The sequence below is a fragment of the Flavobacterium sp. SP2 genome, from assembly GCF_057626655.1.
This window is the reverse complement of record NZ_JBVHBT010000001.1, coordinates 852,105-874,896: the sequence shown is the minus strand read 5'-3', so window position 1 is coordinate 874,896 and position 22,792 is coordinate 852,105. Positions and strand designations below refer to the sequence as shown.

The window sequence follows — 22,792 nt, the reverse complement described above, 5'->3', positions numbered from 1 at the left end:
TGGCTAAATTTACGAAAACGTTTGAAATTTTAATTTAAATGCGTTATTTTTGCATCAAATTTAAAGAAAATCAAAACTACTTTTACTACACATTATGGATTTTAACTTAACCGAAGAGCATTTAATGATTCAACAAGCCGCTAGAGATTTTGCAATTGCAGAATTACTTCCTGGTGTTATTGAACGTGATGAACATTCTAAATTTCCAACTGAGCAAGTCAAAATGATGGGTGATTTAGGGTTTATGGGTATGATGGTTGATCCAAAATATGGTGGTTCAGGGTTGGATAGCATTTCCTATGTTTTGGCAATGACAGAAATTGCAAAAGTTGATGCTTCGGCTGCCGTAATCATGTCGGTAAACAACTCGCTAGTTTGCGCCGGAATGGAAAAATATTGTAATGAAGAACAGAAAATGAAATATTTAGTTCCTCTTGCTAAAGGCGAAGTTATTGGAGCTTTTTGTTTGTCTGAACCAGAAGCGGGTAGTGATGCAACTTCACAAAAAACTACCGCAATTGACAAAGGTGATTATTATTTGTTAAACGGAACAAAAAACTGGATTACCAATGGTTCAACTGCGTCAACTTATTTAGTTATTGCACAAACAGATATTGAAAAAGGTCATAAAGGAATTAATGCTTTTATAGTAGAAAAAGGATGGGCAGGATTTGATATTGGTCCGAAAGAAAAGAAAATGGGAATCCGCGGAAGCGATACACATTCGTTAATGTTTACTGATGTGAAAGTTCCAAAAGAAAATAGAATTGGTGCCGACGGTTTCGGTTTTGCATTTGCAATGAACGTTTTAAACGGTGGAAGAATTGGAATCGCGTCGCAAGCATTAGGAATTGCAACTGGAGCTTATGAAATTGCACTGAAATATTCTCACGAAAGAAAAGCCTTTGGAAAAGAAATTTTCAATCATCAAGCTATTGCTTTTAAATTGGCCGATATGTACGTTAAAGTTACTGCTGCTAAATTATTAGTAATGAAAGCAGCTTGCGAAAAAGACGAAGGTAAAGACATCGCGCATTCTGGAGCGATGGCAAAATTATATGCTTCAGAAATTGCACTTGAAGTTGCCAACGAAGCAGTTCAAATTCATGGTGGAAACGGTTACGTTGCCGAATACCATGTAGAACGAATGATGCGTGATTCAAAAATTACTCAAATTTATGAAGGAACTTCTGAAATTCAACGAATAGTGATTTCTAGAGGATTGGTTTCTTAAAAAAGTTATTTATAATGTTAATTCAAACCCTTTCAGTTTAATATTCTGAAAGGGTTTTGTTTTTGAATTCGAATTTTTAATACTTTTACCATACAAATTCCTATTCATGTACGACGAATTAAAATACTGGTATCTGCGCGATCATAAATTGTTTTGGACGTTGAGCATGTCTCAAATTAAGCAATTATGCATTATTACAGGATTTAAAAAAGCCAACAAAGGTGATGTGATTTATTTTTCATCTTCCGATGTGCCTCGCATTTTTCTACTCAAAAAAGGAAACATCAAAATTGTTTCCATCGATGAAGAAGGTAACGAAACCATAAAAGAAATTCTACAAAAAGGCGATTTGTTTGGCGAATTATCCCTTGAAGCCGATGAAAATGTAAACGAATACGCCAAAGTATTAACTGATGAGGTTTCTATTTGTAGTTTTTTGTTGTCTGATTTTGAAGATTTATTGGTTCGAAATCCAACTTTAGCTTTGTCGTATACCAAGTTTGTTGGACTTAAAATGAAACGCTTCAAAAACAATTATTCCAATTTGGTTTCTAAAGATGCTAAAACCAGATTATCATCATTTCTCAAAGATTGGGCTGAACGAGAAGGCATACAAGAAGGTAAAAAATATACCATCAACAATTACCTAACCCAAGCAGATATTGCTCAAATTATTTGTACTTCAAGACAAACGGCTACGTTATTATTAAACGAATTGGAAGAAAAAAATATCATTTATTACAATCGAAAAGAGATTATTATTGATGATATTGCGAAGTTGTAAATAATTCCCCACCAAATGTAAACTACCCGACATTTGTATTTGTACTATTGAAATAAATTTGATTATTAATTTAATTCAATTATTATGAAACGAATCGTCTTATTTCTTTTTTTCGCATCCAATACTTTATTATTTGCACAAACAACCTTGCCAAAATCGGCTAACGACATTTCTCCGTTATTAATCGGTGAAGATGTACCAAGTTTAAGTTTAAAATCCAGTGATGGAAAACCAGTTAGTACAACGGATATCATAAAATCTAAGAAAACAATTTTGGTTTTTTATCGCGGTGGTTGGTGTCCGTACTGCAATGCGCATTTGAGTGCTTTGGCCGAAGCTGAAAGTCAATTGATTGCACAAGGTTATCAAATTATTGCGATTAGTCCCGATTCACCTAAAAGTTTGATGGAAACTCAAACAAAAGAAAAATTAAATTATACTTTACTTTCAGACAGTAACGGAGCATTTGCTAAAGCTTTTGGTATTGCTTTTCAAGCTCCAGAAGGATATGGCAAGTATCTTAAAAAAAGCTCTGAAGATTTGAATACAGAATTGTATATACCCGTTCCAAGTTTGTTTGTTGTAAATGAGTCAGGAACAATAGTTTTTGAATATATTTCGCCGGACTATAAACATCGTATCACCAACGATTTGTTGTTATCAGTTACAAAATCACTATAAAAAGTAAGCCATGAAGAAGCTGTTGATGTTTTTTTTGATTGTTATAATTGGTGATTTTAGTTTTGCACAAGGCTGCAGTGATGCCGGAATTTGCTCGGTGGGAAGCGGCTTTAACTCTGATGAGAAAGAACTAAAAAATAATGTTGAAATTGCTGCAATTTTTGGAACTGGCGAAGCCGATGTTACTTATATTTCTCCCTACGTTTCGTATGCTAGAAAGTTTAATGATAAATTTTCTCTTAGTACAAAAGTCACTTTTTCGTCAGCCAATGGAAGTTTGGGAACTAGCATTTCTTTTGGAGATGCTTTTCTTGTTGGTAATTATACGTTTAAAGAATTTAAAAATAAACAATGGAGTGCCTTGGTTGGGTGGAAATTTCCATTTACCAATTCCAATCGTACAGTTAATGGTAATGCACTTCCGCTAGATTATCAATCGAGTTTGGGAACTATTGATTTGTTTTTGGGAACCAATTTAAAATACAAGAATTGGGACTTTAATGCTGCTATTCAAATTCCTGTTTTTAATAATAATAAAAATTCTTATTTCGATGAATTTTCGGCTTCCGACGATTTTCCTACCACCAATCTATTCGAACGAAAATCAGATGCTCTTTTTAGAACAACCTATTCGTATAAACTTAAAAAATTTACCTTTAAACCCAATATTTTGTTCATTTATCATTTAGGTGAAGATACTTTCGAAAATCAATTCAGTCAAAGAGAAACAATCAAAGGTTCAGATGGGTTAACCATTAATGGAAATCTAATTAGTTCCTACCAAATTAACAAAAGAAATTCGATTGAACTCTCGCTTGCAACACCATTTGTAGTTCGAGAAATTCGACCTGACGGATTGACTAGAGGTTTTGTTGCGGGTATTAATTACAGAATTTCCTTTTAATTTTACTCAAATGTAAACTATCAGACAAAACGATTTGAATCAGCGTTTTATCTTTGTACCATAAAAATAAAACAACTTAAAATCATGAAAAAAACAATTTTGTTATTTGTTGCCTTACTTTCTGTAACAGCATTCAGTCAAACCTCAAAAAGAGTAAAAGAATACAATTTAGAAAACAAGTTAGCCATTCAAGGTTATGATCCAGTTGCGTACTTTACTTTGAAAAAAGCAGCTAAAGGAAAATCTACCATAACCACTACTTATGAAGGTGTTGTTTATAATTTTTCATCTCAAGCCAACAAAGATTTATTTGTAAAAAATCCTGCTAATTATGAGCCACAATATGGAGGATGGTGTGCTTATGCAATGGGTGCAACTGGCGAAAAAGTAGAAATTGATCCAGCAACATTTAAAATCATCGACAATAAATTGTACTTGTTTTACAACGCCTTTTTCAACAATACTTTAAAAACTTGGAACAAAGATGAAAGTAATTTGAAGAGAAAAGCAGATGTGAGTTGGAAAAAATTTTTAAATTAATTTAGAGATGAAAAACCCAATTTTTCTTTGGATTATTAAACTGATAGCAGTTGTAATTCTTGTGCAAACCTTATATTTTAAATTCACTGGTGCCGAAGAATCGGTATATATTTTCACCACTTTAGGTATCGAACCTTATGGTCGAATTGGCTCTGGAATAGTAGAATTAATAGCCTCAATATTACTATTAATACCAAGAACAACACTGGTTGGTGCAATTTTAGGTTTTGGAACTATGTTTGGTGCCATTTTTTCTCATATATTTGCACTCGGAATTATTGTTAAAGACGACGGAGGGACTTTATTTGCACTAGCAGTTGTAACATTAACGTGTTGTATCGTACTAATTTACAGTGAAAAAAATAAAATTCCCAACTTGTTGAAATTTAAATTTTAATTCCTAAATTGTTGACTTCAAACTAAAAGTCACCTAAATTCGTACATTTTAAGATATAACTGAAACACAATGCTAATACCTTCAATAAAAAACACGTTAAACGAGTTGTCAGATTTACTTTCGCAGCTTTCAATTGACGATTATATTTGTCCGTGTCACGGATTAAGTAACGCAACAATTGGTGAACATACGCGTCATATTATCGAAATGTTTCAATGTCTTGAAAAACAATACGAAGCCGGCGTTATAAACTACGACGACCGCAAGCGTGATTATTTAATTCAAACGGATACTAATTTTGCCAAAGAAACAATTGTAGAAATTATCAAAACCCTTGATAAACCTAACAAAAATGTGATTTTGCAGCAAATAGTTGATGGCGAAGAGTTGAATATTGAAAGCAATTACCACCGCGAGTTACTATACAATTTAGAACATTGCATTCACCATCAAGCGTTGATTAAAGTGGCCGTTTTACAAAACGATGCTATTACAATTGATGCCAATTTTGGAGTAGCACGTTCTACAATTGAATACCGCAAGCAATGTGCACAGTAAGTTTTGTTTTTTCTAACGGAAAAGCAATAATAACGCACAATCGTGACGAAAAAGTTGCCCGACCAAGTGCCATCGAACCAAAAAATTATTTAGTAAATAATAAAAATATTATTTTTCCAAAAGATCCAAAAGCTGGAGGAACTTGGTATGCAATTACCGAGGAAGGAACAATTTTAGTTTTACTTAATGGCGCTGATGAAAAACACGAAGTAAAGTTGCCATACCGAAAGAGTAGAGGATTGATAGTTTTAGATTTAATATCTTCAAATTCAGCGATTAATGAATGGAATGAAATTGACTTAGATAATATTGAACCTTTCACACTAGTTTTATTTCAAGAGCATAAATTGTATCAATTGCGTTGGAATGGAATTCAAAAAACCACTTTAAATTTAGATACTACACAGAGTCATATTTGGTCCTCTTCAACACTGTATCCTAAAGAGATTCGTGATAAACGATCTAATTGGTTTCACACATTTTTAGATACAAAACCAGAAATTACCGAAACCGAAATGTATAATTTTCATCGTTATACCGAAAATGATAATCAGGAAAACGGACTTATCATCAATAGAAATGATTCGATGAAAACACTAAGCATTACGCAATCTGTGGTGGATCAGAACAAAGTTATTTTAGTTCATCACGACCTAATTGCAAATAAAGATTTTTCCAATACATTTATTACCGTTTAAAATATTTTGGGCTTGCTACCAAAAGTAGAAAAATAATGTTCGATACCTCACATCATTTTTCTACTTTTGCTGTCAGGCTTTCCGCTACAATTTTTTTCTTTTGAAAAAAAGAAAAAGGATTTTCGCTGTAAACGAAGTTCACTGAACTCCTATGGAAATGAAGGCAATGTGAAGTAATCCTTCACGCAAGACAGGATTTCGAAAGAAAATTATATTAAATTCATAATCAGTAAAATACAAACTAATAAATTGAAACTTTTTTTACATAAATTAACCCATTGGGAATATTGGCCATTTCAAGTTGTTTACATTCCAATATATTTTCTTTGGTCGTATTATTCTATTCGTGCTAGATCTATTTTTTTCTTCAACGCTAGTAATCCTACCATAAAAAATGGCGGATTTATGAACGAATCCAAAAAAGAAATTTACGACCTTATTCCGCAAAACTATTTTCCCAAAACTGAATTAATTTTAGGACAAATTCCTTTTGAAAAAGTAAATGATATATTTCAAGAATCACAAATAAAATTTCCGTTTATTGCTAAGCCAGATATTGGATTGCGTGGTTCAGCAGTAAAAAAAATCAATTCGTTAGACGATTTAAAATCCTATCATTCCAAAGCCGATTTTGATTATTTAATTCAAGATTTAATTCCATTTGAAAACGAAGTAGGAATTTTTTATGTTCGTTATCCCAACCAAAAGCAAGGAAGAATTACCGGAATTGTAGCTAAAGAATTTTTAATTGTGGAAGGAAATGGCAAGTCAACAATTGAAGAATTACTAAAGCTTAATCCGCGTTTCGAACTTCAGTTACCATCGTTACAACGCGAATATGGAAAAAAGCTACAAGAAGTTTTACCTGTCAATGAAAAACTGAATTTAGTTCCTTTTGGAAATCATGCTCGTGGGGCTAAATTTATCGATGCAAGTCATTGGATTAGTCCAAAACTTACTCAAGTTATTGATGAAATGTGTGTTCAAATTCCAGGATTTTATTTTGGTCGATTGGATATTATGTACAATACTTGGAACGAACTTGAAGAAGGTAAAAACTTTTCGTTGGTGGAACTGAATGGAGCTGCAAGCGAGCCAACACACATTTACGATCCTAAACATTCTATCTTTTTTGCTTGGAAAGAATTGGCGCGTCACATTACGTACATGTACGAAATAAGCCGAATCAATCATAAAAATGGATCACCTTATTTGCCACATAAAATTGGAATGAAAGAATACCGATTGCATTTGGAACAAAGTAGTAAGATTGTAAATTTTTAAATAGTTTGCTTTAATTTGTATAATTGTTTCATTCTAGAATTAGTGAAAATTGGTATAATTCGTGTAAAATTTAATGCAAAAACTCAAAAACATATTAGTTGGATTTTTAATCAGTTTTATTGGATCAATTCCTTTAGGATATTTGAATATTGTAGGCTATGAAGTTTTTAAAAAATTCGGAATCGAAGAAACCATTTTTTATTTGTTTGGTGTAATTTTAATTGAGTTTTTAGTAATCTATTGCACGTTACTTTTTGCAAATCAATTAATTGCGAATAAAAAACTAATTAAGTTTATCGAAGCTTTTTCAATAGTTTTCATGTTTCTATTGGCTTATATTTTTTATGCAAGTGCATCAAAAGAAGCCTCTAATGAGTCTATTTTAGATAAATATGTCAGTTATTCTCCTTTTGTAATCGGATTACTTTTAAGCTGTTTGAACTTTATTCAAATTCCGTTTTGGACGAGTTGGAATCTGTATTTATTAAATGGGAATTATATTGAAGTTTCTAATTCAAGAAAATATTTCTATGTTTTAGGTACTGTTTTGGGTACATTTTGCGGGATGTTGGTGTTGATTTTGTCTTTAGATTATGTAACCAACCAAACCGATTTTCTAGCTAAATATTTGATGAAAATAATTATTCCTACTGTCTTTGTTGGATTGGGAATTTTTCAAGCAATTAAGTTTTATAAAAAGTATTTCATTAAAAAGAATAATTAATATTTAGGGTTAATCCAGAACTCTCAGGGACAAATCTGCAAACACCACCAATGCATACTAAACCGCCTCGTTGCCTACCGTAACTCAATTGAACGCGTGTAGCATTTTTAGAATAGCTTGTTCCAACTGTGTAGTAATTTATTTTTTTGGTAGCATCCGAATTTCCATAATTGTATAAATTGCTATTAAAAATAGACCAATTGGTATTGAAATTGTATTCGATTAATCCTCCAACCCAATTTTTAAAACCTGCATCTGCCCATTGATGTTGGGCTTCTATTTTTATAGTTTTGCTTCCCAAAAAATTGTATTGATTGTCCCAAACTACAGTATTGGTATTTACTTCGCCAACAGTTTCTTCAACAAATTTAGAATTATAGTATTGATTCAAATAAGTAAAGATTGAAGTCCATTTTTTGTTGATGTTTTTTCTAATTTCAATACTATAATCGGTATAAAATTTTTGTCCAAAACCGATAAAATCAGCTTCGTATTGACGTTCATCAGAGTTGTAAATACTTTTTAAACCATACCAAGTTGCATAGTTTAACGCAATATTCAGTCCGTTTTTACCACCAAGTGAAGATCCTTTTTTAAAGTTGTAGAATAAATCAAATTGACCACCAATTTCACCCGATTTGTTGGCATCTGGTTCAAATCGTAAGTTGGGTTGCGCCTGATACACATAAATATTGGTCAGACTGTAGTCAAATTGTTTGGTAATTGAAGGGATATAATTTAATAGCGCCTCGTTAAAACTATTTCGAGATAATTCTGATTGGGAATAAAATCCAAAATTTTCCATTCTTCTAAAGCTTGAATTAAATCCCAATCCTTTTTTAGAATAGCCCATATTAATTAGTAAAGCATCTCCATCAAAAAGAAATTCAGGTCGTACTTCGCCAAATTCTACTAAGGCATCTTCCGATTTAAAAACATATTCAAAATCTACTGTAAATCCTTTTCTTTTAAAATTAAATCGATTTGAATACAGATAAACATTGGAAGGAACATCAGTTATTGCCTCATTTTTATTTACAAAACTTGTACCCCAACCAAAAGTAGCCGTTTTTGTTTTTGTTAAAGAGGAAAGTTTTACATCTAAATTTGCACCAAATAGGTTACTGTTGCTAAAATCTGTACCAAAACCGTTGCGTTGTTTCCCATAGAGTGTTGTAATTTCGATGCCTTTGTATGGTTTGAATTTTACTTTTACTCCAAATAATGAATTCGCAATTCCAAGCGGTTTGTCTTCCCAAGTTCTAAGTGCTAAACCATTTCCAAATTTTTCATAAAAATGACCAGTTGTAATGTCGATAGTATTTTTTTTATTGGTATAATTTAAATAAAAAGTACCAATATTTGTACCTTTAAAACGTGGAGAATAATTCAATAATGCTCTTGGTTCGTAACTTTCAAGTTGAAAACCAGTTGTAAAATTTTTATAATTATAATCCAATTTTAAATAACTGTTAGCTCGCAATCTTTCGTCCGCTTCCAAAGCTTCGAGTTTTATTTTTTCATCATCAACATACCAAGAGGAGTACGTTTCAAAACTCCCAGAGAGTTGGCTAAATGCCGAAAACCAATTTGAAATTAGCATAAATACTAGAATTATTTTTTTCATTCTGCTATTGATTTTTTGAAATTACATCCTCAATTTTTAATTCATCACCTTTTACAAATCCATTTTTTGTGTAAATGATTGTCCCATTTTTAACAATAATTAAATAAGGTATTGCATTGATATTAAGCATTCGTTTTAAATCTTGATTGGTATCAATTAAAACCTTGAAAGGCCAATTTTTCCCGTTTACTAATGGAGCAACTTTTCTAACGGTTCGATCATCATCAATCGATACAGCGTAAAAATCAAATTGATATTTTTTTTGCCATTCATCATAAACTTCATTAACAAATGAAAGTTCATTTAGACAAGGAATGCACCAAGTTGCCCAAAATGTAATGACTACAGGTTTTTCAGAATTGAATGTTGCGGTTGAAATTGTTTCTCCATCTAAATTTTCAAGGTCTACAACGGGAAGTTTTTGAGCAGTAGAAATCCAACTTGTAAAAAGGAATAGTAGAATAAATTTTTTCATTTTTTTTATTTCAAATTTATTTTCATTTTTTTTTATCAAATGTAATTTACCCGACAATTCATAAAAAATAACAGTGGTACTTTTACCATGCTTAGAAAAAGACTTTAAACCAAAAAAAATATCATGAAAAAATTAATTATTCAATTTTCGGGAATTTTCATTTTTCTGTTACTATTTAGTTGTACTAAAACCGAAGATAATGTGTCAGAAAATCAAGTTGTTACAGGTATCAATTTGTCTTCAAGTCAAACAAATTTGGCTGTGGGTAATTCGGTTACCTTTAATGTGAGTTCAAATTTCGGTTCTGATTTAACGGATGAAAGTGTAATTTTTGTTAATGACGAACCCATTACCGGAACTAGTTACACCTTTTCTCAGACAGGAAGTTATACTGTTAAGGCAAGCTATTTAACTTTTCAAAGTAGTACGATTTCAATTACGGTAAATGAGGAAAGCACAACTACAAATCAATTTGTAAATCGGGTTTTGGTTGAAGAATACAGCGGAACTTGGTGTGGGAATTGTCCTAGAATTTTATATGGAACAGAATTGTTAAAACAGCAAACAAGTAAAGCAGTTTCGGTTCAAATACATCTGTTTGGGAATGATCCATTTATTTCTTCAAGTGGTAATTCGTTAGCTTCAGCACAGAATGTAAATGGTGTACCAACAGGTAAAATAAACAGAACTTTGAGTTGGTCTGGACCACAATATCAAAACGTTTCTCAAGTAATAAACGAAATTAAGGCAAGTTCTCAAGTTGGGTTAGCCATAAATGCAAGTTTAGTGTCAAATACAATATCGGTTGCTGTGAATATGGGATTTGCAGAAAATTTGAATACAAGATTGGTGGTTTACTTGGTAGAAGATAATTTGTTTCATACACAAGCCAATTATTCCTCAAATTTATATGGAGGTTTAAGTTCAATACCAAATTTTAAATATGATGGTGTGTTGCGAAGTGTTGTTTCATCTATTTCGGGAGATGCAATTGTTGCTGGTGCAGAAGTTCAAAAAATGTATTCGGTAAATTTGCCTTCCAATATTAATAATACTAATAATATTAAAATTGTCGCTTTTTTAACCGATGCTAGTAATGGCAATGTATTGAATGTTAGAGAAGTCAAAATAGGTCAAAGTCAAGAATTAGAGTTTATAGATTAGATGTGTAATATTTTGTTCTTAAAAATCCCATTTTCGTGGGATTTTTTTTATTTTAGCTAAAATAAAATTGTAATGAAAAATATAATAATTACTGGTACTTCACGCGGAATTGGATACGAATTAGCATTACAATTTGCCAGCGAAGGGCATCAAGTTTTAGCTATTTCTAGAAAAATACCACAGGAATTAATTGAAAACGAAAATATTACTTGCCTATCTGTAGATTTGTCGGAAGAAAATGAATTAGCTAAAGTTGAAAATTTCCTTTCTCAAACTTGGAAAAATGTTGACATTGTTATTCATAATGCTGGTGCGCTGTTGCTAAAGCCGTTTTCAGAAACTTCACAAACCGATTTTGAGTCGGTATATCGAGTAAATGTTTTTGGTGTAGCCAATTTAACTCGAATCTGTGTTCCATATCTTCAAAGAGGTAGTCATGTGGTTTCAATAAGCTCTATGGGCGGAATTCAAGGAAGTATGAAATTTGCAGGATTAGCTGCATACAGTTCGAGTAAAGGCGCAGTTATTACTTTATCAGAGTTGTTAGCCGAAGAATATAAGGAACAAGGAATAGCGTTTAATGTTTTGGCGCTAGGTTCGGTTAATACTGAAATGTTGCAAGAAGCTTTTCCAGGTTATGAAGCGCCACTTTCGGCAAAGGAAATGGCTGATTATATCTTTAATTTTGCTCTTACTGGAAATAAATATTATAACGGAAAAGTACTAGAAGTTTCCTCAACAACACCCTAAATTTGAGTGAGGTTTTAGCCAAATATTTGCCTGAACATGCAGTTCAAAGTTGTTTTGAGTTAATCAAAGCCAACTCGGTGCATTTAAAAATCGTTAATGAGCGACAAACGCGTCATGGTGATTATAGAAAAGGACTTTCTGGAAAACACGAAATTACAGTAAACGCCAATTTAAATAAATACCGATTTTTGATTACGTTGGTTCATGAAATTGCTCATTTGGTAGCTTTTGAAAAATTTGGTAGGAATATTAAACCACATGGAAACGAATGGAAAATGACGTTTCAACGATTGATGGTTCCTTTTATTCGTCCAGAGATTTTTCCGTATTCGGTTTTGCCATTGGTGGCCAATCATTTTAGAAATCCAACTGCAAGTAGTGATACTGATGCCAAATTAGCATTTGCATTAAAACAATTTGATGAGAGAAAAGCCGATATACATTTTATTCATGAAGTACCAAGTGGGAGTTTATTCAGAATAAAAAACGGACGTGTTTTTCAGAAAAAGGGTCTTCGAACCAAACGATACGAATGTGTTGAAGTGCAAACTGGACGATTATTTTTGTTTAATGCCAATGCTGAGGTTGAGATAATTCCGGGATAGAATGAAGAAATTTAAAGTTTACTATTTATTGTTTTTTGTATCATTATTATTTTACTTAATTAGTATCTTAATTGATCGCGAAAAAGTATTTGATATTTCAATTTATGATACTTACTATGTATTTACTGAAGTAAATCTTTATGTTTTTTCTTTTCTTTTAACTTTGATTTTAAGTGCAATTTATCTTTCAATAGATTTATTAGGATTAAGAATGAATTTAATTTTCAAGAGAATTCACGTTTATGCGACTATTTTATTGATTTTTGTATTGATTTTAAATCAATATTATTTATATAATTTAGAGTTGCAAAAGACTTATTATGTAATTTCTAATTATAATTCGATATTTTTTCACGAACCAATATTATTTATTTTGGGAATATTATTGCTTCAAATCCTATTTATTATAAATATATTTGTAATTCTGACAAAGCGATTCTTTAATAAGAATTCTTTATAAATAGAATCAAAATCAAATGAATAAAAATTATTACGCAATTATAATGGCTGGTGGAGTCGGTTCTAGGTTTTGGCCTGTATCAACATCTGATTTTCCAAAGCAATTCCATGATATGTTAGGTTCAGGAGAAACTTTAATCCAAAAAACCTTCAGCCGATTGTCAAAATTGGTCCCAGTCGAAAATATTTTAGTTTTAACCAACGAACGTTATAATGATTTGGTTTTGCAACAATTGCCTTTGGTAAAACAAGAGCAAATTTTGTTAGAACCTGCCATGCGAAATACCGCACCTTGCATTTTGTATGCTTCTTTGAAAATAAAAAAGCAAAATCCCGATGCAGTTATGGTTGTAGCTCCAAGCGATCATTGGATTGAAGATGAAACTGCTTTTGCTCAAGATCTTAAAACTTGTTTTGATTACAGTTCAAATCATGATGCTTTGATGACATTAGGAATTACGCCAACATTTCCCAACACAGGATTTGGATATATTGAATACGATAAAGAAGATATCAGTTCTATAAAAAAAGTAAGTCAATTTAGAGAGAAGCCCAATTATGAGACGGCTAAATCGTTTCTAGATGCAGGCAATTTCCTATGGAATGGAGGTATTTTTATTTGGAGTGTGAACTCAATTACTACTGCATTTGAAAAATTTCAACCTCAAATGAACGAATTGTTTAGTAAAGGATATGAAACGTACAATACCAGTTCTGAAAAACAATTTATCATCGACAATTATGCCGATTCAGAAAATATCTCTATAGATTACGCTATTTTGGAGAAAGCCAATAATGTTTTCGTTTTACCTGCTACTTTTGATTGGAACGATTTGGGAACATGGGGTTCATTACATGAAAAATTGAATAAAGATTCTAACAATAATACAGTTGTCAATGCAACTGTTATTTTAGAAAATGCATCGAATAATATCATTAGATCTGAAGCTAAAAAACTGGTCATTATTGATGGGTTAGACGATTACATAATAGTAGATAATGAAAATGTGCTTCTTATTTACCCAAAAAGTAAAGAACAAGATATCAAAAGAATAACTACCTTAGCCAATGACTTGTAAAACTAAATTTCACGCAACCTTGTTGTTTTTATTGCATCTTTAGCTAACAGTAAATCCCTCAAAACATGAAAAAAAATACTTTTAGAATAGTAAGTTTTATAATTTTTTTATTTTTTTTCATTCCAACTAGTTTTGCGCAGTTGTCCAGTTTTACTTTAAATGTGGCAGTTACTAATGAAACATGTACAGGAAATGGAGGCTTTCAATTTTCTACCTCAGGAACCACAGCTGGAGCAACCGTTTCTTATGCTATTTATTTATTGCCCAATTTAGCTACTCCTTTGGCAGTTACAAACAACTCAAGTTTTTCAGGTTTAAATTCAGGTGTTTATAGCGTAGTTGCAACCCAAACTTTGGGTATTTTAAGCAATTCGCAGCAGCAGAATCAAGTAATACAAAATTTTGTTACACCGTTAGCTTATCAAGTTACTGGTCAACCAGAAACGTGTAACGATGGAACTATTCAGGTAAATGTAACACAAGGAAATCCAGTCTCCTATCAGATTATTTCTGGACCAGTTATTGTTCCGCCGCAATCGTCTAGTTTCTTTACAGGATTGCCATCTGGTACTTATAATATCAGAGTTAATGATGCTTGTGGCGATGGACTAGTTCAAACCTATACTGTGCCGCAAGTGCCGCAAGTTCCCTATTTAGTTGTGGGGAATTTTGATAAAAACTGTACTTTAGTGAATTGTACTACATCGTCAGGAGATTTTACAGTTAGTGCTGCCACTGGTTATTCAATCAGTTATCCGTTAACAGTTGCCTTTTCTTTGACTCCTCCTGGTGGTGGAACTCCTGTTATAATTAATCAAGTCGTAACTTCTGGTGGTCTAACACAACAATCTATAAGTGTTAATTTTCCCTATTATCAAGGTCAAGTATCTTATGCTATAACCGTTACCGATTCTTGTGGAAATAGTTTTACAAATACTGGCAACTCTTTTTCAATGCAGATGTCATTGTCACTTGCTTCAAATACAAATCCTTCGTGCAATAAACAAATAGTGCTAAGTTTATGCGATTTCTTACCACCATATACAGTAAATTTTGTAAGTGCTCCAGCAGGTTTTAATCCAGCAGTACACAATCTAAATCATCCGGGACCATTTACTACAACGGAGGTTTTTTATGCTGCAAACTCGCTTAATGCATTGCCAAATGGTACTTATACAATAAGCGTTACCGATGCTTGTAATAGAACAGTACAGGGTACAGTAGCTGTTTCTGACTTTGGCCATCAGATAGAAATAAATGCTACCCAACCGCAATGTACTCCTTTAACTAATGTTATTGATAATGTTGGTGGTCCAAATATTGCTTCCGTGATAATAACAGTTGCGCCTTCAACGTATGGTTTTACTTTACCTCATGATGTTTCTTCAAATATCAATAATGGTGGATTTTCTATGAATTTACCTGCCGGTACTTATACTTTTTTGATAACAGATGTTTGCGGAAATACCAATACTTCAACCTTAATTATTCCACCAAGAAATACTACTGCAGTTACTGCTTTAGGAGGAAATTCGCCAGGTTGCAGTCTTACCAGTGGATTTGTAAATATATCGATTTCAGGAAGTTTTTTAGCATCGATTGTTATAACTCAAGCTCCGCTGGCTTACAATCAAACTTTGCCATATGATGTCAGCAGTTCCATTACTTCAAATAATGCTGTAACTGCTTCGGTTACTTCACTTGCTCCTGGTGGATATACTTTTAATGTAACCGATTTCTGTGGTTTTGTACATGTTGTCACCGCTAATGTAGGCCAATTTATTTCACAAGGACCACTTTTGGTAGATTATAGAAGAGGATGTTCAGATGGGTTTACATCGCTAACATTATACAGTCCAAATGGGCCACTTCAAAATATGATAATAACGGCAGCACCAACAACATTTGGACAGACACTACCCTTTAATGTATCTACAAATATTGCAAGTAATGGTCGATTTTATATGAACTCTTTACCAGAAGGTTCGTATACATTAACAAGTTTAGATATCTGTGGAGTTGCTAGAACGACTAATTTATCAGTTGTTGGTCTATCAGTTTCTATTAATTCTGCTGTAGTTCAAGGAAATTGTGGGTCATTTAATTTAGGTTTAGAGTATGTTTCTAATTTAAATAATTCAGCTGAGTTTTGGTTGCAAAAGTTAAATACAGTTACTGGTCAATGGCAGCATCCAATTACAGGAGCAGTTTACACAAATGGTTCTATCCCTGATGGAACAAATGCATTACAGTTGAATAATCTTGCTACGCAACTCAACATTGCCTCTTTAGGGAATTTTAGAATTTTAAAATCGTACTTTGAATATGGAAATGGTTCAGCGGCTTTGTCAAATTGTGTTACTACAATAAAAGAATTTCAATTTACTGGAGATCTTGCTATCGCATCTGTGTATGCAATTCCATGTTCTACAACAGGAACAGAGGTTTTGATTAATGCAAATGGTATTGCGCCATTAACATTTCAAATTACAACAAAAGATGGATTACCATTTGTAGTTAATAATGGGCAAAACAATGTTTTTTCAGGACTACAACCAGGAATTTATAATTTTCAAGTTAGTGATTTGTGTGGCAATATTGTAAATTCACTTTTGGATATTACATCTTTACCAGAACCAATAATTACTCCACAAAATCTTTGTGCTGGACAAATTGGACAACTAACGGTTGACTCGTTTCCGTTTTTTAGTTATCAATGGTGGAAAGGTACAGCAACAACAACTATATTGAGTACTACCAATACTTTAACTTTCAATCCTTTTTCAGATACTACGTCGCCAGGCACCTATTATGTAAGAATTTTTGCGCCGAATTCTGTTTCATGTGTAGATAAAATAATTTCTTTCACAATTCCGCCAACGGTTATTCCAAACGCAGGAAATGACGGTGCAATCGCATTGTGTGGTAATTCCAATTCAGTAATCAATTTGAATACTGTGTTGCAAGGTCCTTATGATGCAACTGGAATTTGGCAGGAAGTTACAAATAGTGGATCTGCATTAACGGGTTCCAATTGGAATCCGCAAGGAGTAGGATATGGAGTTTACACATTTAAATATTCAGTGTCAGGAACATGTACACTGGTAGACGAAGCGATAGTTACCGTAACTCTAAATGAAAATCCGGTTCTAACTTCACTAACAACAAATCCGATACTATGTGAAGGTGATACAATCGAGTTAGAGGTTACAAGCAGTATCAGTGCAACATACAATTGGACTGGACCAAATAATTTTCAATCTAATTTACAAAATCCAATTATTCAAAATAGCACAATTGCAAACAATGGCGATTATACTGTAACAGCTACTTCTTCAGATGGTTGCAGTGTTTCTCAATCTATTTCTGTTCAAGTTGAAAGCGTACCAGAATTTTCGATAACAGCCAATTGTAATTTAAATCAATATCTTGTTGAGGTCGTTCCAGAAAATCAATCTTTTACTGCCAATGAGGTAAGTTACCAATGGAATGGTCCAAATGGTTTTTCAAGCACTTCAAATCCTTTGAATTTAACTGGCCAAGAGCGTGGCGTTTATACAGTAGTTGTTACGTCATCTTTAGGTTGCAGTACTTCTCAATTTATAGATGTTGTAACTACATTGTGTTCAATTCCAAAAGGAGTTTCGGCTAATAACGATGGCGAAAATGACACGTTTAATTTATCTGGATTTGACGTCTCCAATCTTAAAATTTTCAACCGATACGGTATGGTAATGTATGAAAAAGCAAATTATGAGAACGAATGGTACGGACAAGATTATAACGGACATTTACTACCAAGTGCAACCTATTATTATTTGGTAACGCTCGAATCTGGCGAAGCAAAAACAGGTTGGGTTTACGTTGCACGCGATTAAAGATCTTCTTTATTCTGGGCTTTTCTGATTTTTTTAAATAGGTTTGAAGAATAAACAAAATCAACAATAGCTTCATTGTTGGTTTTAAATATCTCTTTTTTAGTTCCTTCCCATGCAAGAACACCTTCTTTTAAGAAGATGATGCGTTCCCCAATCTCCATTACCGAGTTCATATCATGGGTATTAATTACAGTTGTAATATTATATTCTTCAGTAATTTCCTGAATTAGGTTGTCAATAACCGTAGCAGTTTTTGGGTCTAGACCAGAGTTGGGTTCGTCACAAAACAAATATTTCGGATTATTTACAATTGCTCTTGCAATGGCAACACGCTTTTGCATTCCGCCCGAAATTTCACTAGGTTTTTTATGATTGGCATTTATTAGCTTTACTCTGTCAATTACAAAGTTGGCGCGTTCCTTAATTTCGGCAGCACTTTTATCAGTAAACATTTTTAATGGAAATCCAATATTTTCTTCAACCGTCATGCTGTCGAATAAAGCACTTCCTTGAAAAACCATTCCTATTTCTGTTCGTAACTCACGTTTATCATCATCTGATAATTCAGAATAAATTCTACCGTCAAACGAAATTGTGCCTACATCTGGAGTGAAAATACCAAGTAAACTTTTTAGCAAAACTGTTTTTCCCGAACCACTTTGTCCAATAATCAAATTGGTTTTTCCAGTTTCAAAAACAGTCGAAACACCTTTTAAAACTTTAGATTCCCCAAACGATTTCTCTATGTTTTTAACTTCTATCATTTGCTTAAAAGTAATTGTGTTAAAATATAATTCACCAAAATAATCATTACACTCGTCCACACAAATGCCACCGTACTTGCCTTACCAACTTCTAGTGCGCCACCTTTCATATAATAGCCATGAAAAGAAGGAATTGTCGCCAATAAAAAAGCAAAAAGTATAGTTTTTATAAACGCATAGGCAATGTGAAACGGAATAAAATCGGTTTGAAGACCTTGAATAAATTCGTCCGATGAGGTAAATCCGCCATATACACCAGCCATCCAACCTCCAAGAATTCCTAAAAACATACTAATTCCAATTACAAACGGATACAAAAACGAAGCTATAATTTTGGGAAATACTAGATAGTTTAAAGAATTCAAACCCATTACTTCCAAGGCATCAATTTGTTCAGTAACTCGCATGGTTCCAATACTTGAGGTTATAAACGAGCCCATTTTACCCGCCATAATTATGGAAATAAAAGTAGGAGCAAACTCTAAAATCACCGATTGCCTCGTGGCAAAACCAATAAGGTATTTCGGAATTAATGGATTGGTTAAGTTCAACGCCGTTTGAATTGCCACAACACCTCCAACAAAAAAAGATATAAATGCCACAATACCAAGCGAATCAATAATTAAATCATCAATTTCTTTAAAAATTAATCCTCGCATCACAGACCATTTTGTTGGCTTGTTAAATACTTCTTTAAGCATTAAAAAATACCGACCTATTTGCGATAAATACCGAACTAACATCATAATTTTAAAATAAGTTCAAAAATAGTTATAAGTTGTGACCCGAGGAAAAATAAAGAGTTTTATTTTTTCGAATTGGCGAAGTAGTTTTGCGGTATCAAATACTTTTTTTTGGGCGTTACCTTTCAGGTCGGGCTATTCGTTGCAATCTTTTATTTTTTAAAAAGAAAAAAATAAAAGGATTTTCACTGCTATCCCTAACGCAAAATTTTAAAAATTGAAATGTTCTTATTAAAACAACTTCTTTTTCATCTTGTCAAGCCTGTAATTTCTAATAAATTTAGCTTGTTCTTCAGAAACTAAAAGTGATTTTTTTTCTGATTTTGCTTTCCAAAAACCTTGAATATAATCGAGAAATAATAATGGTTTTTTCTTCATCAAAGCCAGTTTAGCCGAAGCAATAGAAGTTATCCAAAATCCGTAACCTAAAGTATAAAATGCTTCTCCTTGTTTGTAACGAGCTGTTTTGTTATAGTTAGCGCCAGTAGGTTTTAAATGTTTTACATGTAAACTTGCGTCAGTAATTACTTTCCAATTATAAAATTTGCATAATAATTCATCAACCGTATCCCAACCCATGGCAGGTTTTAAACCGCCAATTTGTTTGAAAGTTTCTTTTCTGTAAGCTTTTAAAGCGCCGCGAATATGGTCTTTATCCGTAAGATTTTCTATAACCCAATTGCCATTTTTCTCAATGTAACAAAATCCGCCAGCCATTCCAATGCGGTCATCAGATTTGAAATGTTTGATAATGGTTTCAAAGTAATTGAGAGGAAAAATTAAATCAGCATCGGCTTTTACAACAAAATCATACTCGTCATCTAGGCTTTCAAATCCAGTTTGAAATGCTTGAATAACTTTACTTCCCGGAAGGTGAATCAGTTGTGAAGTCTTTTCGATTAAATCTACAAATGGATATTTTTTTGCATATTCCAAAACAATAGTGGCAGTTTCGTCGCTCGAATTGTCATTTACAATAACAATTTTTGATGGCAAAACAGTTTGATTTACAAGAGATTCCAATGTAAGTGCAATAAAATCCTGCTCATTGTGTGCCGGTATAACAATGTAATATTTCATTATTTTATTTTTTCTGCAAAAACAATATAATATCTCGGAGTGAAATATCTTAGTAAAGGTCTAAACCCTAATTTTTTTACAGGATGTGTAAATTTTTCACGAGCTGTAATTTTCCATCCCGTTTTTTCTAATAGCCAATCCAATTGCCAATCTTCAAATTCGTGGTAATGTCGATCCCACATATCGGTTTTACTTCGGTAAGCAGGCGAAAACCATAAGCGTAACGGAATTGAAATCAACAATTTGTCGCACTTCACATTTTGCAAAACAGTATACGGATTCAATAAATGTTCAAATATTTCAAATGCTGTAAAAACCGAATAGGTTTCATTCTTTAGTGCAGTTTGGTCGTTGTCTAAATCTTCACCTTTACTATTTTTTACAGTATAGCCATTTTCTTCCATGATTTTGGAAAACGGATTTGATACACCTAGGTCAAAAATAGTTTCAGAGGTTGCAACGTGCTTTTGTAAAAATTCTAAGGTGTGTTTGAAGCGTTTATTTGGAAATGTTTTTTCGTACATGTTGGTTCATTTTGTTGCTTAAGCACTAAGTCGCAAAGATAAATAAAGTTTTGACTTTTATACGCTAGATTTAGTTCAAAAAAGAACCGCAAATTCTCAATTAAATAGTAATTTGAGAATTTGCGGTTTATTATGAAATTGCAGTTTTTACATTTTATAAACAATTGCATTTACATTCATTCCGGCACCAACAGAAGCAAACATAATTACGTCTCCTTTGTTCAATTCTTGGTTTTCAATTTCTCCTTTTATTAAAGAGTCGTATAGTGTAGGAACTGTAGCAACACTTGAATTTCCAAGCTTGTGTATGCTCATAGGCATAATTCCTTCTGGAGGAGTTTGTCCATAAAGTTTGTAGAAACGTTGAATTATTGCTTCATCCATTTTTTCATTGGCTTGATGAATCAATATTTTTTTTAATTGGCTAATATCGATGCCGCTATTATCAAGACATTCTTTCATGGCATTCGGAACATTGATTAATGCAAATTCGTATATTTTTCTTCCATGCATTTTTATGTAACGCACATTGGCATCGTGCGTTTTATTGAATGAATTTCCAAAAAACAAATAATTTGCTTCTTCGTAAGCAAATGTTGCTGATTCATGAGCAAGAATTCCATCTTTTTCGCCTTCTTGCGCTTCGATAATTGTTGCTCCTGCACCATCAGAATAAATCATAGAATCTCTATCGTGCGGATCAACAACTCGTGATAAAGTTTCGGCTCCAATCACCAAACATTTTTTAGCCATTCCAGCTTTTATAAATGCAGTAGCCTGAATTACACCTTCAACCCATCCTGGACATCCAAAAAGCATGTCGTACGCAACACATTTTGGATTTTTAATGCGTAAATCATGTTTAACTCTTGTGGCTAAACTTGGTAGTAAGTCGGCTTGAATTGCGCCTTGTTTTACATTTCCAAAATTGTGTGCAAATATGATGTAATCTAAAGTTTCAGGATCAATAGAAGCATTATCGATAGCTTTTTTAGCAGCAATAAACGCAATATCAGAAGTCAATAAATCATTAGTAACATACCTGCGTTCTTCAATTCCGGTTATGCCTTTAAATTTTTGGGTAATAATGTCATTGGATTGTGGAAAAGGTGTTCCATCTTCATTCAAAAATTCATGATTTGAAAAATCAGTATTGCATACTATTTCGGTTGGAATATAACTTCCAGAACCAGTTATTTTTATATTCATTGTGGTTGTTAATGATTGATTCTAATGTAAATTTAAAGATAAAAAATCAATTTATCGCAGAAAAATTATTATGCACGCATACTATTATGAAATTATCAAAATAAACTGATATTTTTATTAATAATATAATGTTACTGCTTTTTTTGTGCAATTTTTATTTGCATAACGGTTGCAATATCTAGTGCTTGAGTTTTTATTTTTTCTGAATTTGAACCTTTAAAGTTTTCATCTACAGTTGAAAAAAAATGCTGTAACCAAATTTTGAATAATTCTGGTGAAAGATATTCTTTGTCGTTTATATCTAAATGAATTTGAGTTAGATTTTTAGAATAACCTCCTGTTCCTAAAATAGCTTGTGACCAAAAAGTCACCAGAATTGGCAAATGTTCTTCCAAATGAATTTTTACAATATCAGTAAATATGTAAGCTATAGATTGGTCTGAAAGTAGTTTTTGATAAAAATTATCTACCAATAAAAATAAATCGTCTTGATTTTCTATGTCTTTCATTATTTTAATTTAAATTTCAAAAGTAGTCCAATTCAATTTTAAATTTACTGATAAAAATCAGTTTAAAAGAAAAAGGTTTCAAATTATAAAAACTTGAAACCTTTACTTTTTACTAATCCACT

The 22,792-nt window shown here is 32.5% G+C and carries 23 protein-coding genes; 15 read left to right on the top strand and 8 right to left on the bottom strand.

Annotation, left to right across the window (positions count from 1 at the left end; all coding sequences use genetic code 11):
- Positions 1-94 precede the first annotated feature (94 nt).
- The 10 genes from ACZ098_RS04300 (at position 95) to ACZ098_RS04255 (ending at position 7,804) form a co-directional block, all read left to right on the top strand.
- Positions 95-1,234: an acyl-CoA dehydrogenase family protein gene (locus ACZ098_RS04300; protein ID WP_487310495.1), complete on the top strand. Its 1,140-nt coding sequence runs from the start codon at positions 95-97 to the stop codon at positions 1,232-1,234.
- Between the two features lie 106 nt (positions 1,235-1,340).
- Positions 1,341-2,018, top strand: coding sequence for a Crp/Fnr family transcriptional regulator (locus ACZ098_RS04295; protein WP_487310494.1), 678 nt, complete (start codon positions 1,341-1,343; stop codon positions 2,016-2,018).
- 84 nt (positions 2,019-2,102) lie between these two features.
- Positions 2,103-2,699, top strand: a complete 597-nt coding sequence (locus ACZ098_RS04290) for a peroxiredoxin family protein (RefSeq protein WP_487310493.1) — start codon at positions 2,103-2,105, stop codon at positions 2,697-2,699.
- 10 nt (positions 2,700-2,709) lie between these two features.
- The gene (locus ACZ098_RS04285; protein WP_487310492.1) at positions 2,710-3,603 is read left to right on the top strand and encodes a hypothetical protein; all 894 of its coding nucleotides are present in this window, start codon (positions 2,710-2,712) and stop codon (positions 3,601-3,603) included.
- 84 nt (positions 3,604-3,687) lie between these two features.
- Positions 3,688-4,143, top strand: coding sequence for a YHS domain-containing (seleno)protein (locus ACZ098_RS04280; protein ID WP_487310491.1), 456 nt, complete (start codon positions 3,688-3,690; stop codon positions 4,141-4,143).
- A 7-nt stretch (positions 4,144-4,150) separates the two neighbouring features.
- Entirely contained in the window at positions 4,151-4,540 is a 390-nt protein-coding gene (locus tag ACZ098_RS04275) for a DoxX family protein (RefSeq protein WP_487310490.1), read from the top strand.
- Between the two features lie 69 nt (positions 4,541-4,609).
- Positions 4,610-5,098: a DinB family protein gene (locus ACZ098_RS04270; protein ID WP_487310489.1), complete on the top strand. Its 489-nt coding sequence runs from the start codon at positions 4,610-4,612 to the stop codon at positions 5,096-5,098.
- On the top strand, positions 5,086-5,796 hold the full coding sequence (locus tag ACZ098_RS04265; RefSeq protein ID WP_487310488.1) for an NRDE family protein: 711 nt from the start codon (positions 5,086-5,088) through the stop codon (positions 5,794-5,796). The genes ACZ098_RS04270 and ACZ098_RS04265 overlap by 13 nt, the downstream gene beginning before the upstream one ends.
- 249 nt (positions 5,797-6,045) lie before the next feature.
- A complete protein-coding gene (locus ACZ098_RS04260) occupies positions 6,046-7,080 on the top strand; it encodes a D-alanine--D-alanine ligase (RefSeq protein ID WP_487310487.1) in 1,035 nt (344 codons plus the stop codon).
- A 73-nt stretch (positions 7,081-7,153) separates the two neighbouring features.
- Positions 7,154-7,804 carry a hypothetical protein gene (locus ACZ098_RS04255; protein WP_487310486.1) on the top strand — a complete coding sequence of 217 codons (651 nt, stop codon included), beginning with the start codon at positions 7,154-7,156 and terminating at the stop codon, positions 7,802-7,804.
- Here the strand turns inward: ACZ098_RS04255 and ACZ098_RS04250 are convergent.
- Together ACZ098_RS04250 and ACZ098_RS04245 are read right to left on the bottom strand one after the other, a co-directional pair.
- Complete coding sequence (locus tag ACZ098_RS04250; protein ID WP_487310485.1) at positions 7,788-9,431, bottom strand: DUF6029 family protein; 1,644 nt, start codon at positions 9,429-9,431, stop codon at positions 7,788-7,790. The genes ACZ098_RS04255 and ACZ098_RS04250 overlap by 17 nt on opposite strands.
- Before the next feature lie 4 nt (positions 9,432-9,435).
- Positions 9,436-9,906 (bottom strand): TlpA family protein disulfide reductase, encoded by a 471-nt coding sequence (locus ACZ098_RS04245; protein ID WP_487310484.1) that lies wholly within the window; start codon positions 9,904-9,906, stop codon positions 9,436-9,438.
- A gap of 123 nt (positions 9,907-10,029) precedes the next feature.
- Here ACZ098_RS04245 and ACZ098_RS04240 point away from each other — a divergent pair, with 123 nt between their 5' ends.
- The 5 genes from ACZ098_RS04240 (at position 10,030) to ACZ098_RS04220 (ending at position 17,841) form a co-directional block, all read left to right on the top strand.
- Positions 10,030-11,070 carry an Omp28-related outer membrane protein gene (locus ACZ098_RS04240; protein ID WP_487310483.1) on the top strand — a complete coding sequence of 347 codons (1,041 nt, stop codon included), beginning with the start codon at positions 10,030-10,032 and terminating at the stop codon, positions 11,068-11,070.
- A gap of 72 nt (positions 11,071-11,142) precedes the next feature.
- A complete protein-coding gene (locus tag ACZ098_RS04235) occupies positions 11,143-11,820 on the top strand; it encodes an SDR family NAD(P)-dependent oxidoreductase (RefSeq protein WP_487310482.1) in 678 nt (225 codons plus the stop codon).
- A 2-nt stretch (positions 11,821-11,822) separates the two neighbouring features.
- Entirely contained in the window at positions 11,823-12,425 is a 603-nt protein-coding gene (locus ACZ098_RS04230) for a SprT-like domain-containing protein (protein ID WP_487310481.1), read from the top strand.
- 476 nt (positions 12,426-12,901) lie between these two features.
- Positions 12,902-13,963: a mannose-1-phosphate guanylyltransferase gene (locus ACZ098_RS04225; protein WP_487310480.1), complete on the top strand. Its 1,062-nt coding sequence runs from the start codon at positions 12,902-12,904 to the stop codon at positions 13,961-13,963.
- A 65-nt stretch (positions 13,964-14,028) separates the two neighbouring features.
- Positions 14,029-17,841 carry a T9SS type B sorting domain-containing protein gene (locus ACZ098_RS04220; RefSeq protein ID WP_487310479.1) on the top strand — a complete coding sequence of 1,271 codons (3,813 nt, stop codon included), beginning with the start codon at positions 14,029-14,031 and terminating at the stop codon, positions 17,839-17,841.
- Here the strand turns inward: ACZ098_RS04220 and ACZ098_RS04215 are convergent.
- The 6 genes from ACZ098_RS04215 to ACZ098_RS04190 form a co-directional block, all read right to left on the bottom strand.
- Positions 17,838-18,605, bottom strand: coding sequence for an ABC transporter ATP-binding protein (locus ACZ098_RS04215; RefSeq protein WP_487310478.1), 768 nt, complete (start codon positions 18,603-18,605; stop codon positions 17,838-17,840). The two genes, ACZ098_RS04220 and ACZ098_RS04215, sit on opposite strands and share 4 nt — an antisense overlap.
- Positions 18,602-19,351 carry an MlaE family ABC transporter permease gene (locus ACZ098_RS04210; protein WP_487310477.1) on the bottom strand — a complete coding sequence of 250 codons (750 nt, stop codon included), beginning with the start codon at positions 19,349-19,351 and terminating at the stop codon, positions 18,602-18,604. Before ACZ098_RS04210 ends, ACZ098_RS04215 begins: the two co-directional genes overlap by 4 nt.
- 228 nt (positions 19,352-19,579) lie before the next feature.
- Positions 19,580-20,428: a glycosyltransferase family 2 protein gene (locus ACZ098_RS04205; protein WP_487310476.1), complete on the bottom strand. Its 849-nt coding sequence runs from the start codon at positions 20,426-20,428 to the stop codon at positions 19,580-19,582.
- Entirely contained in the window at positions 20,428-20,952 is a 525-nt protein-coding gene (locus ACZ098_RS04200; RefSeq protein WP_487310475.1) for a methyltransferase, read from the bottom strand. Before ACZ098_RS04200 ends, ACZ098_RS04205 begins: the two co-directional genes overlap by 1 nt.
- A 147-nt stretch (positions 20,953-21,099) precedes the next feature.
- A complete protein-coding gene (locus ACZ098_RS04195) occupies positions 21,100-22,161 on the bottom strand; it encodes a 3-oxoacyl-ACP synthase III family protein (RefSeq protein WP_487310474.1) in 1,062 nt (353 codons plus the stop codon).
- A gap of 131 nt (positions 22,162-22,292) precedes the next feature.
- Positions 22,293-22,670 (bottom strand): group III truncated hemoglobin, encoded by a 378-nt coding sequence (locus ACZ098_RS04190; RefSeq protein ID WP_487310473.1) that lies wholly within the window; start codon positions 22,668-22,670, stop codon positions 22,293-22,295.
- Positions 22,671-22,792: the final 122 nt, after the last annotated feature.

Excerpts from the sequence above, each read along its gene's own strand:
- ACZ098_RS04205 (WP_487310476.1), bottom strand. The coding sequence starts at position 20,428 with ATGAAATATTACATTGTTATACCGGCACACAATGAGCAGGATTTTATT.
- ACZ098_RS04245 (WP_487310484.1), bottom strand. The coding sequence starts at position 9,906 with ATGAAAAAATTTATTCTACTATTCCTTTTTACAAGTTGGATTTCTACT.
- ACZ098_RS04290 (WP_487310493.1), top strand. The coding sequence starts at position 2,103 with ATGAAACGAATCGTCTTATTTCTTTTTTTCGCATCCAATACTTTATTA.
- ACZ098_RS04215 (WP_487310478.1), bottom strand. The coding sequence starts at position 18,605 with ATGATAGAAGTTAAAAACATAGAGAAATCGTTTGGGGAATCTAAAGTT.
- ACZ098_RS04190 (WP_487310473.1), bottom strand. The coding sequence starts at position 22,670 with ATGAAAGACATAGAAAATCAAGACGATTTATTTTTATTGGTAGATAAT.
- ACZ098_RS04225 (WP_487310480.1), top strand. The coding sequence starts at position 12,902 with ATGAATAAAAATTATTACGCAATTATAATGGCTGGTGGAGTCGGTTCT.
- ACZ098_RS04275 (WP_487310490.1), top strand. The coding sequence starts at position 4,151 with ATGAAAAACCCAATTTTTCTTTGGATTATTAAACTGATAGCAGTTGTA.
- ACZ098_RS04240 (WP_487310483.1), top strand. The coding sequence starts at position 10,030 with ATGAAAAAATTAATTATTCAATTTTCGGGAATTTTCATTTTTCTGTTA.
- ACZ098_RS04295 (WP_487310494.1), top strand. The coding sequence starts at position 1,341 with ATGTACGACGAATTAAAATACTGGTATCTGCGCGATCATAAATTGTTT.
- ACZ098_RS04265 (WP_487310488.1), top strand. The coding sequence starts at position 5,086 with ATGTGCACAGTAAGTTTTGTTTTTTCTAACGGAAAAGCAATAATAACG.
- ACZ098_RS04220 (WP_487310479.1), top strand. The coding sequence starts at position 14,029 with ATGAAAAAAAATACTTTTAGAATAGTAAGTTTTATAATTTTTTTATTT.
- ACZ098_RS04235 (WP_487310482.1), top strand. The coding sequence starts at position 11,143 with ATGAAAAATATAATAATTACTGGTACTTCACGCGGAATTGGATACGAA.
- ACZ098_RS04255 (WP_487310486.1), top strand. The coding sequence starts at position 7,154 with ATGCAAAAACTCAAAAACATATTAGTTGGATTTTTAATCAGTTTTATT.
- ACZ098_RS04270 (WP_487310489.1), top strand. The coding sequence starts at position 4,610 with ATGCTAATACCTTCAATAAAAAACACGTTAAACGAGTTGTCAGATTTA.
- ACZ098_RS04200 (WP_487310475.1), bottom strand. The coding sequence starts at position 20,952 with ATGTACGAAAAAACATTTCCAAATAAACGCTTCAAACACACCTTAGAA.
- ACZ098_RS04210 (WP_487310477.1), bottom strand. The coding sequence starts at position 19,351 with ATGATGTTAGTTCGGTATTTATCGCAAATAGGTCGGTATTTTTTAATG.
- ACZ098_RS04250 (WP_487310485.1), bottom strand. The coding sequence starts at position 9,431 with ATGAAAAAAATAATTCTAGTATTTATGCTAATTTCAAATTGGTTTTCG.
- ACZ098_RS04285 (WP_487310492.1), top strand. The coding sequence starts at position 2,710 with ATGAAGAAGCTGTTGATGTTTTTTTTGATTGTTATAATTGGTGATTTT.
- ACZ098_RS04300 (WP_487310495.1), top strand. The coding sequence starts at position 95 with ATGGATTTTAACTTAACCGAAGAGCATTTAATGATTCAACAAGCCGCT.
- ACZ098_RS04280 (WP_487310491.1), top strand. The coding sequence starts at position 3,688 with ATGAAAAAAACAATTTTGTTATTTGTTGCCTTACTTTCTGTAACAGCA.
- ACZ098_RS04195 (WP_487310474.1), bottom strand. The coding sequence starts at position 22,161 with ATGAATATAAAAATAACTGGTTCTGGAAGTTATATTCCAACCGAAATA.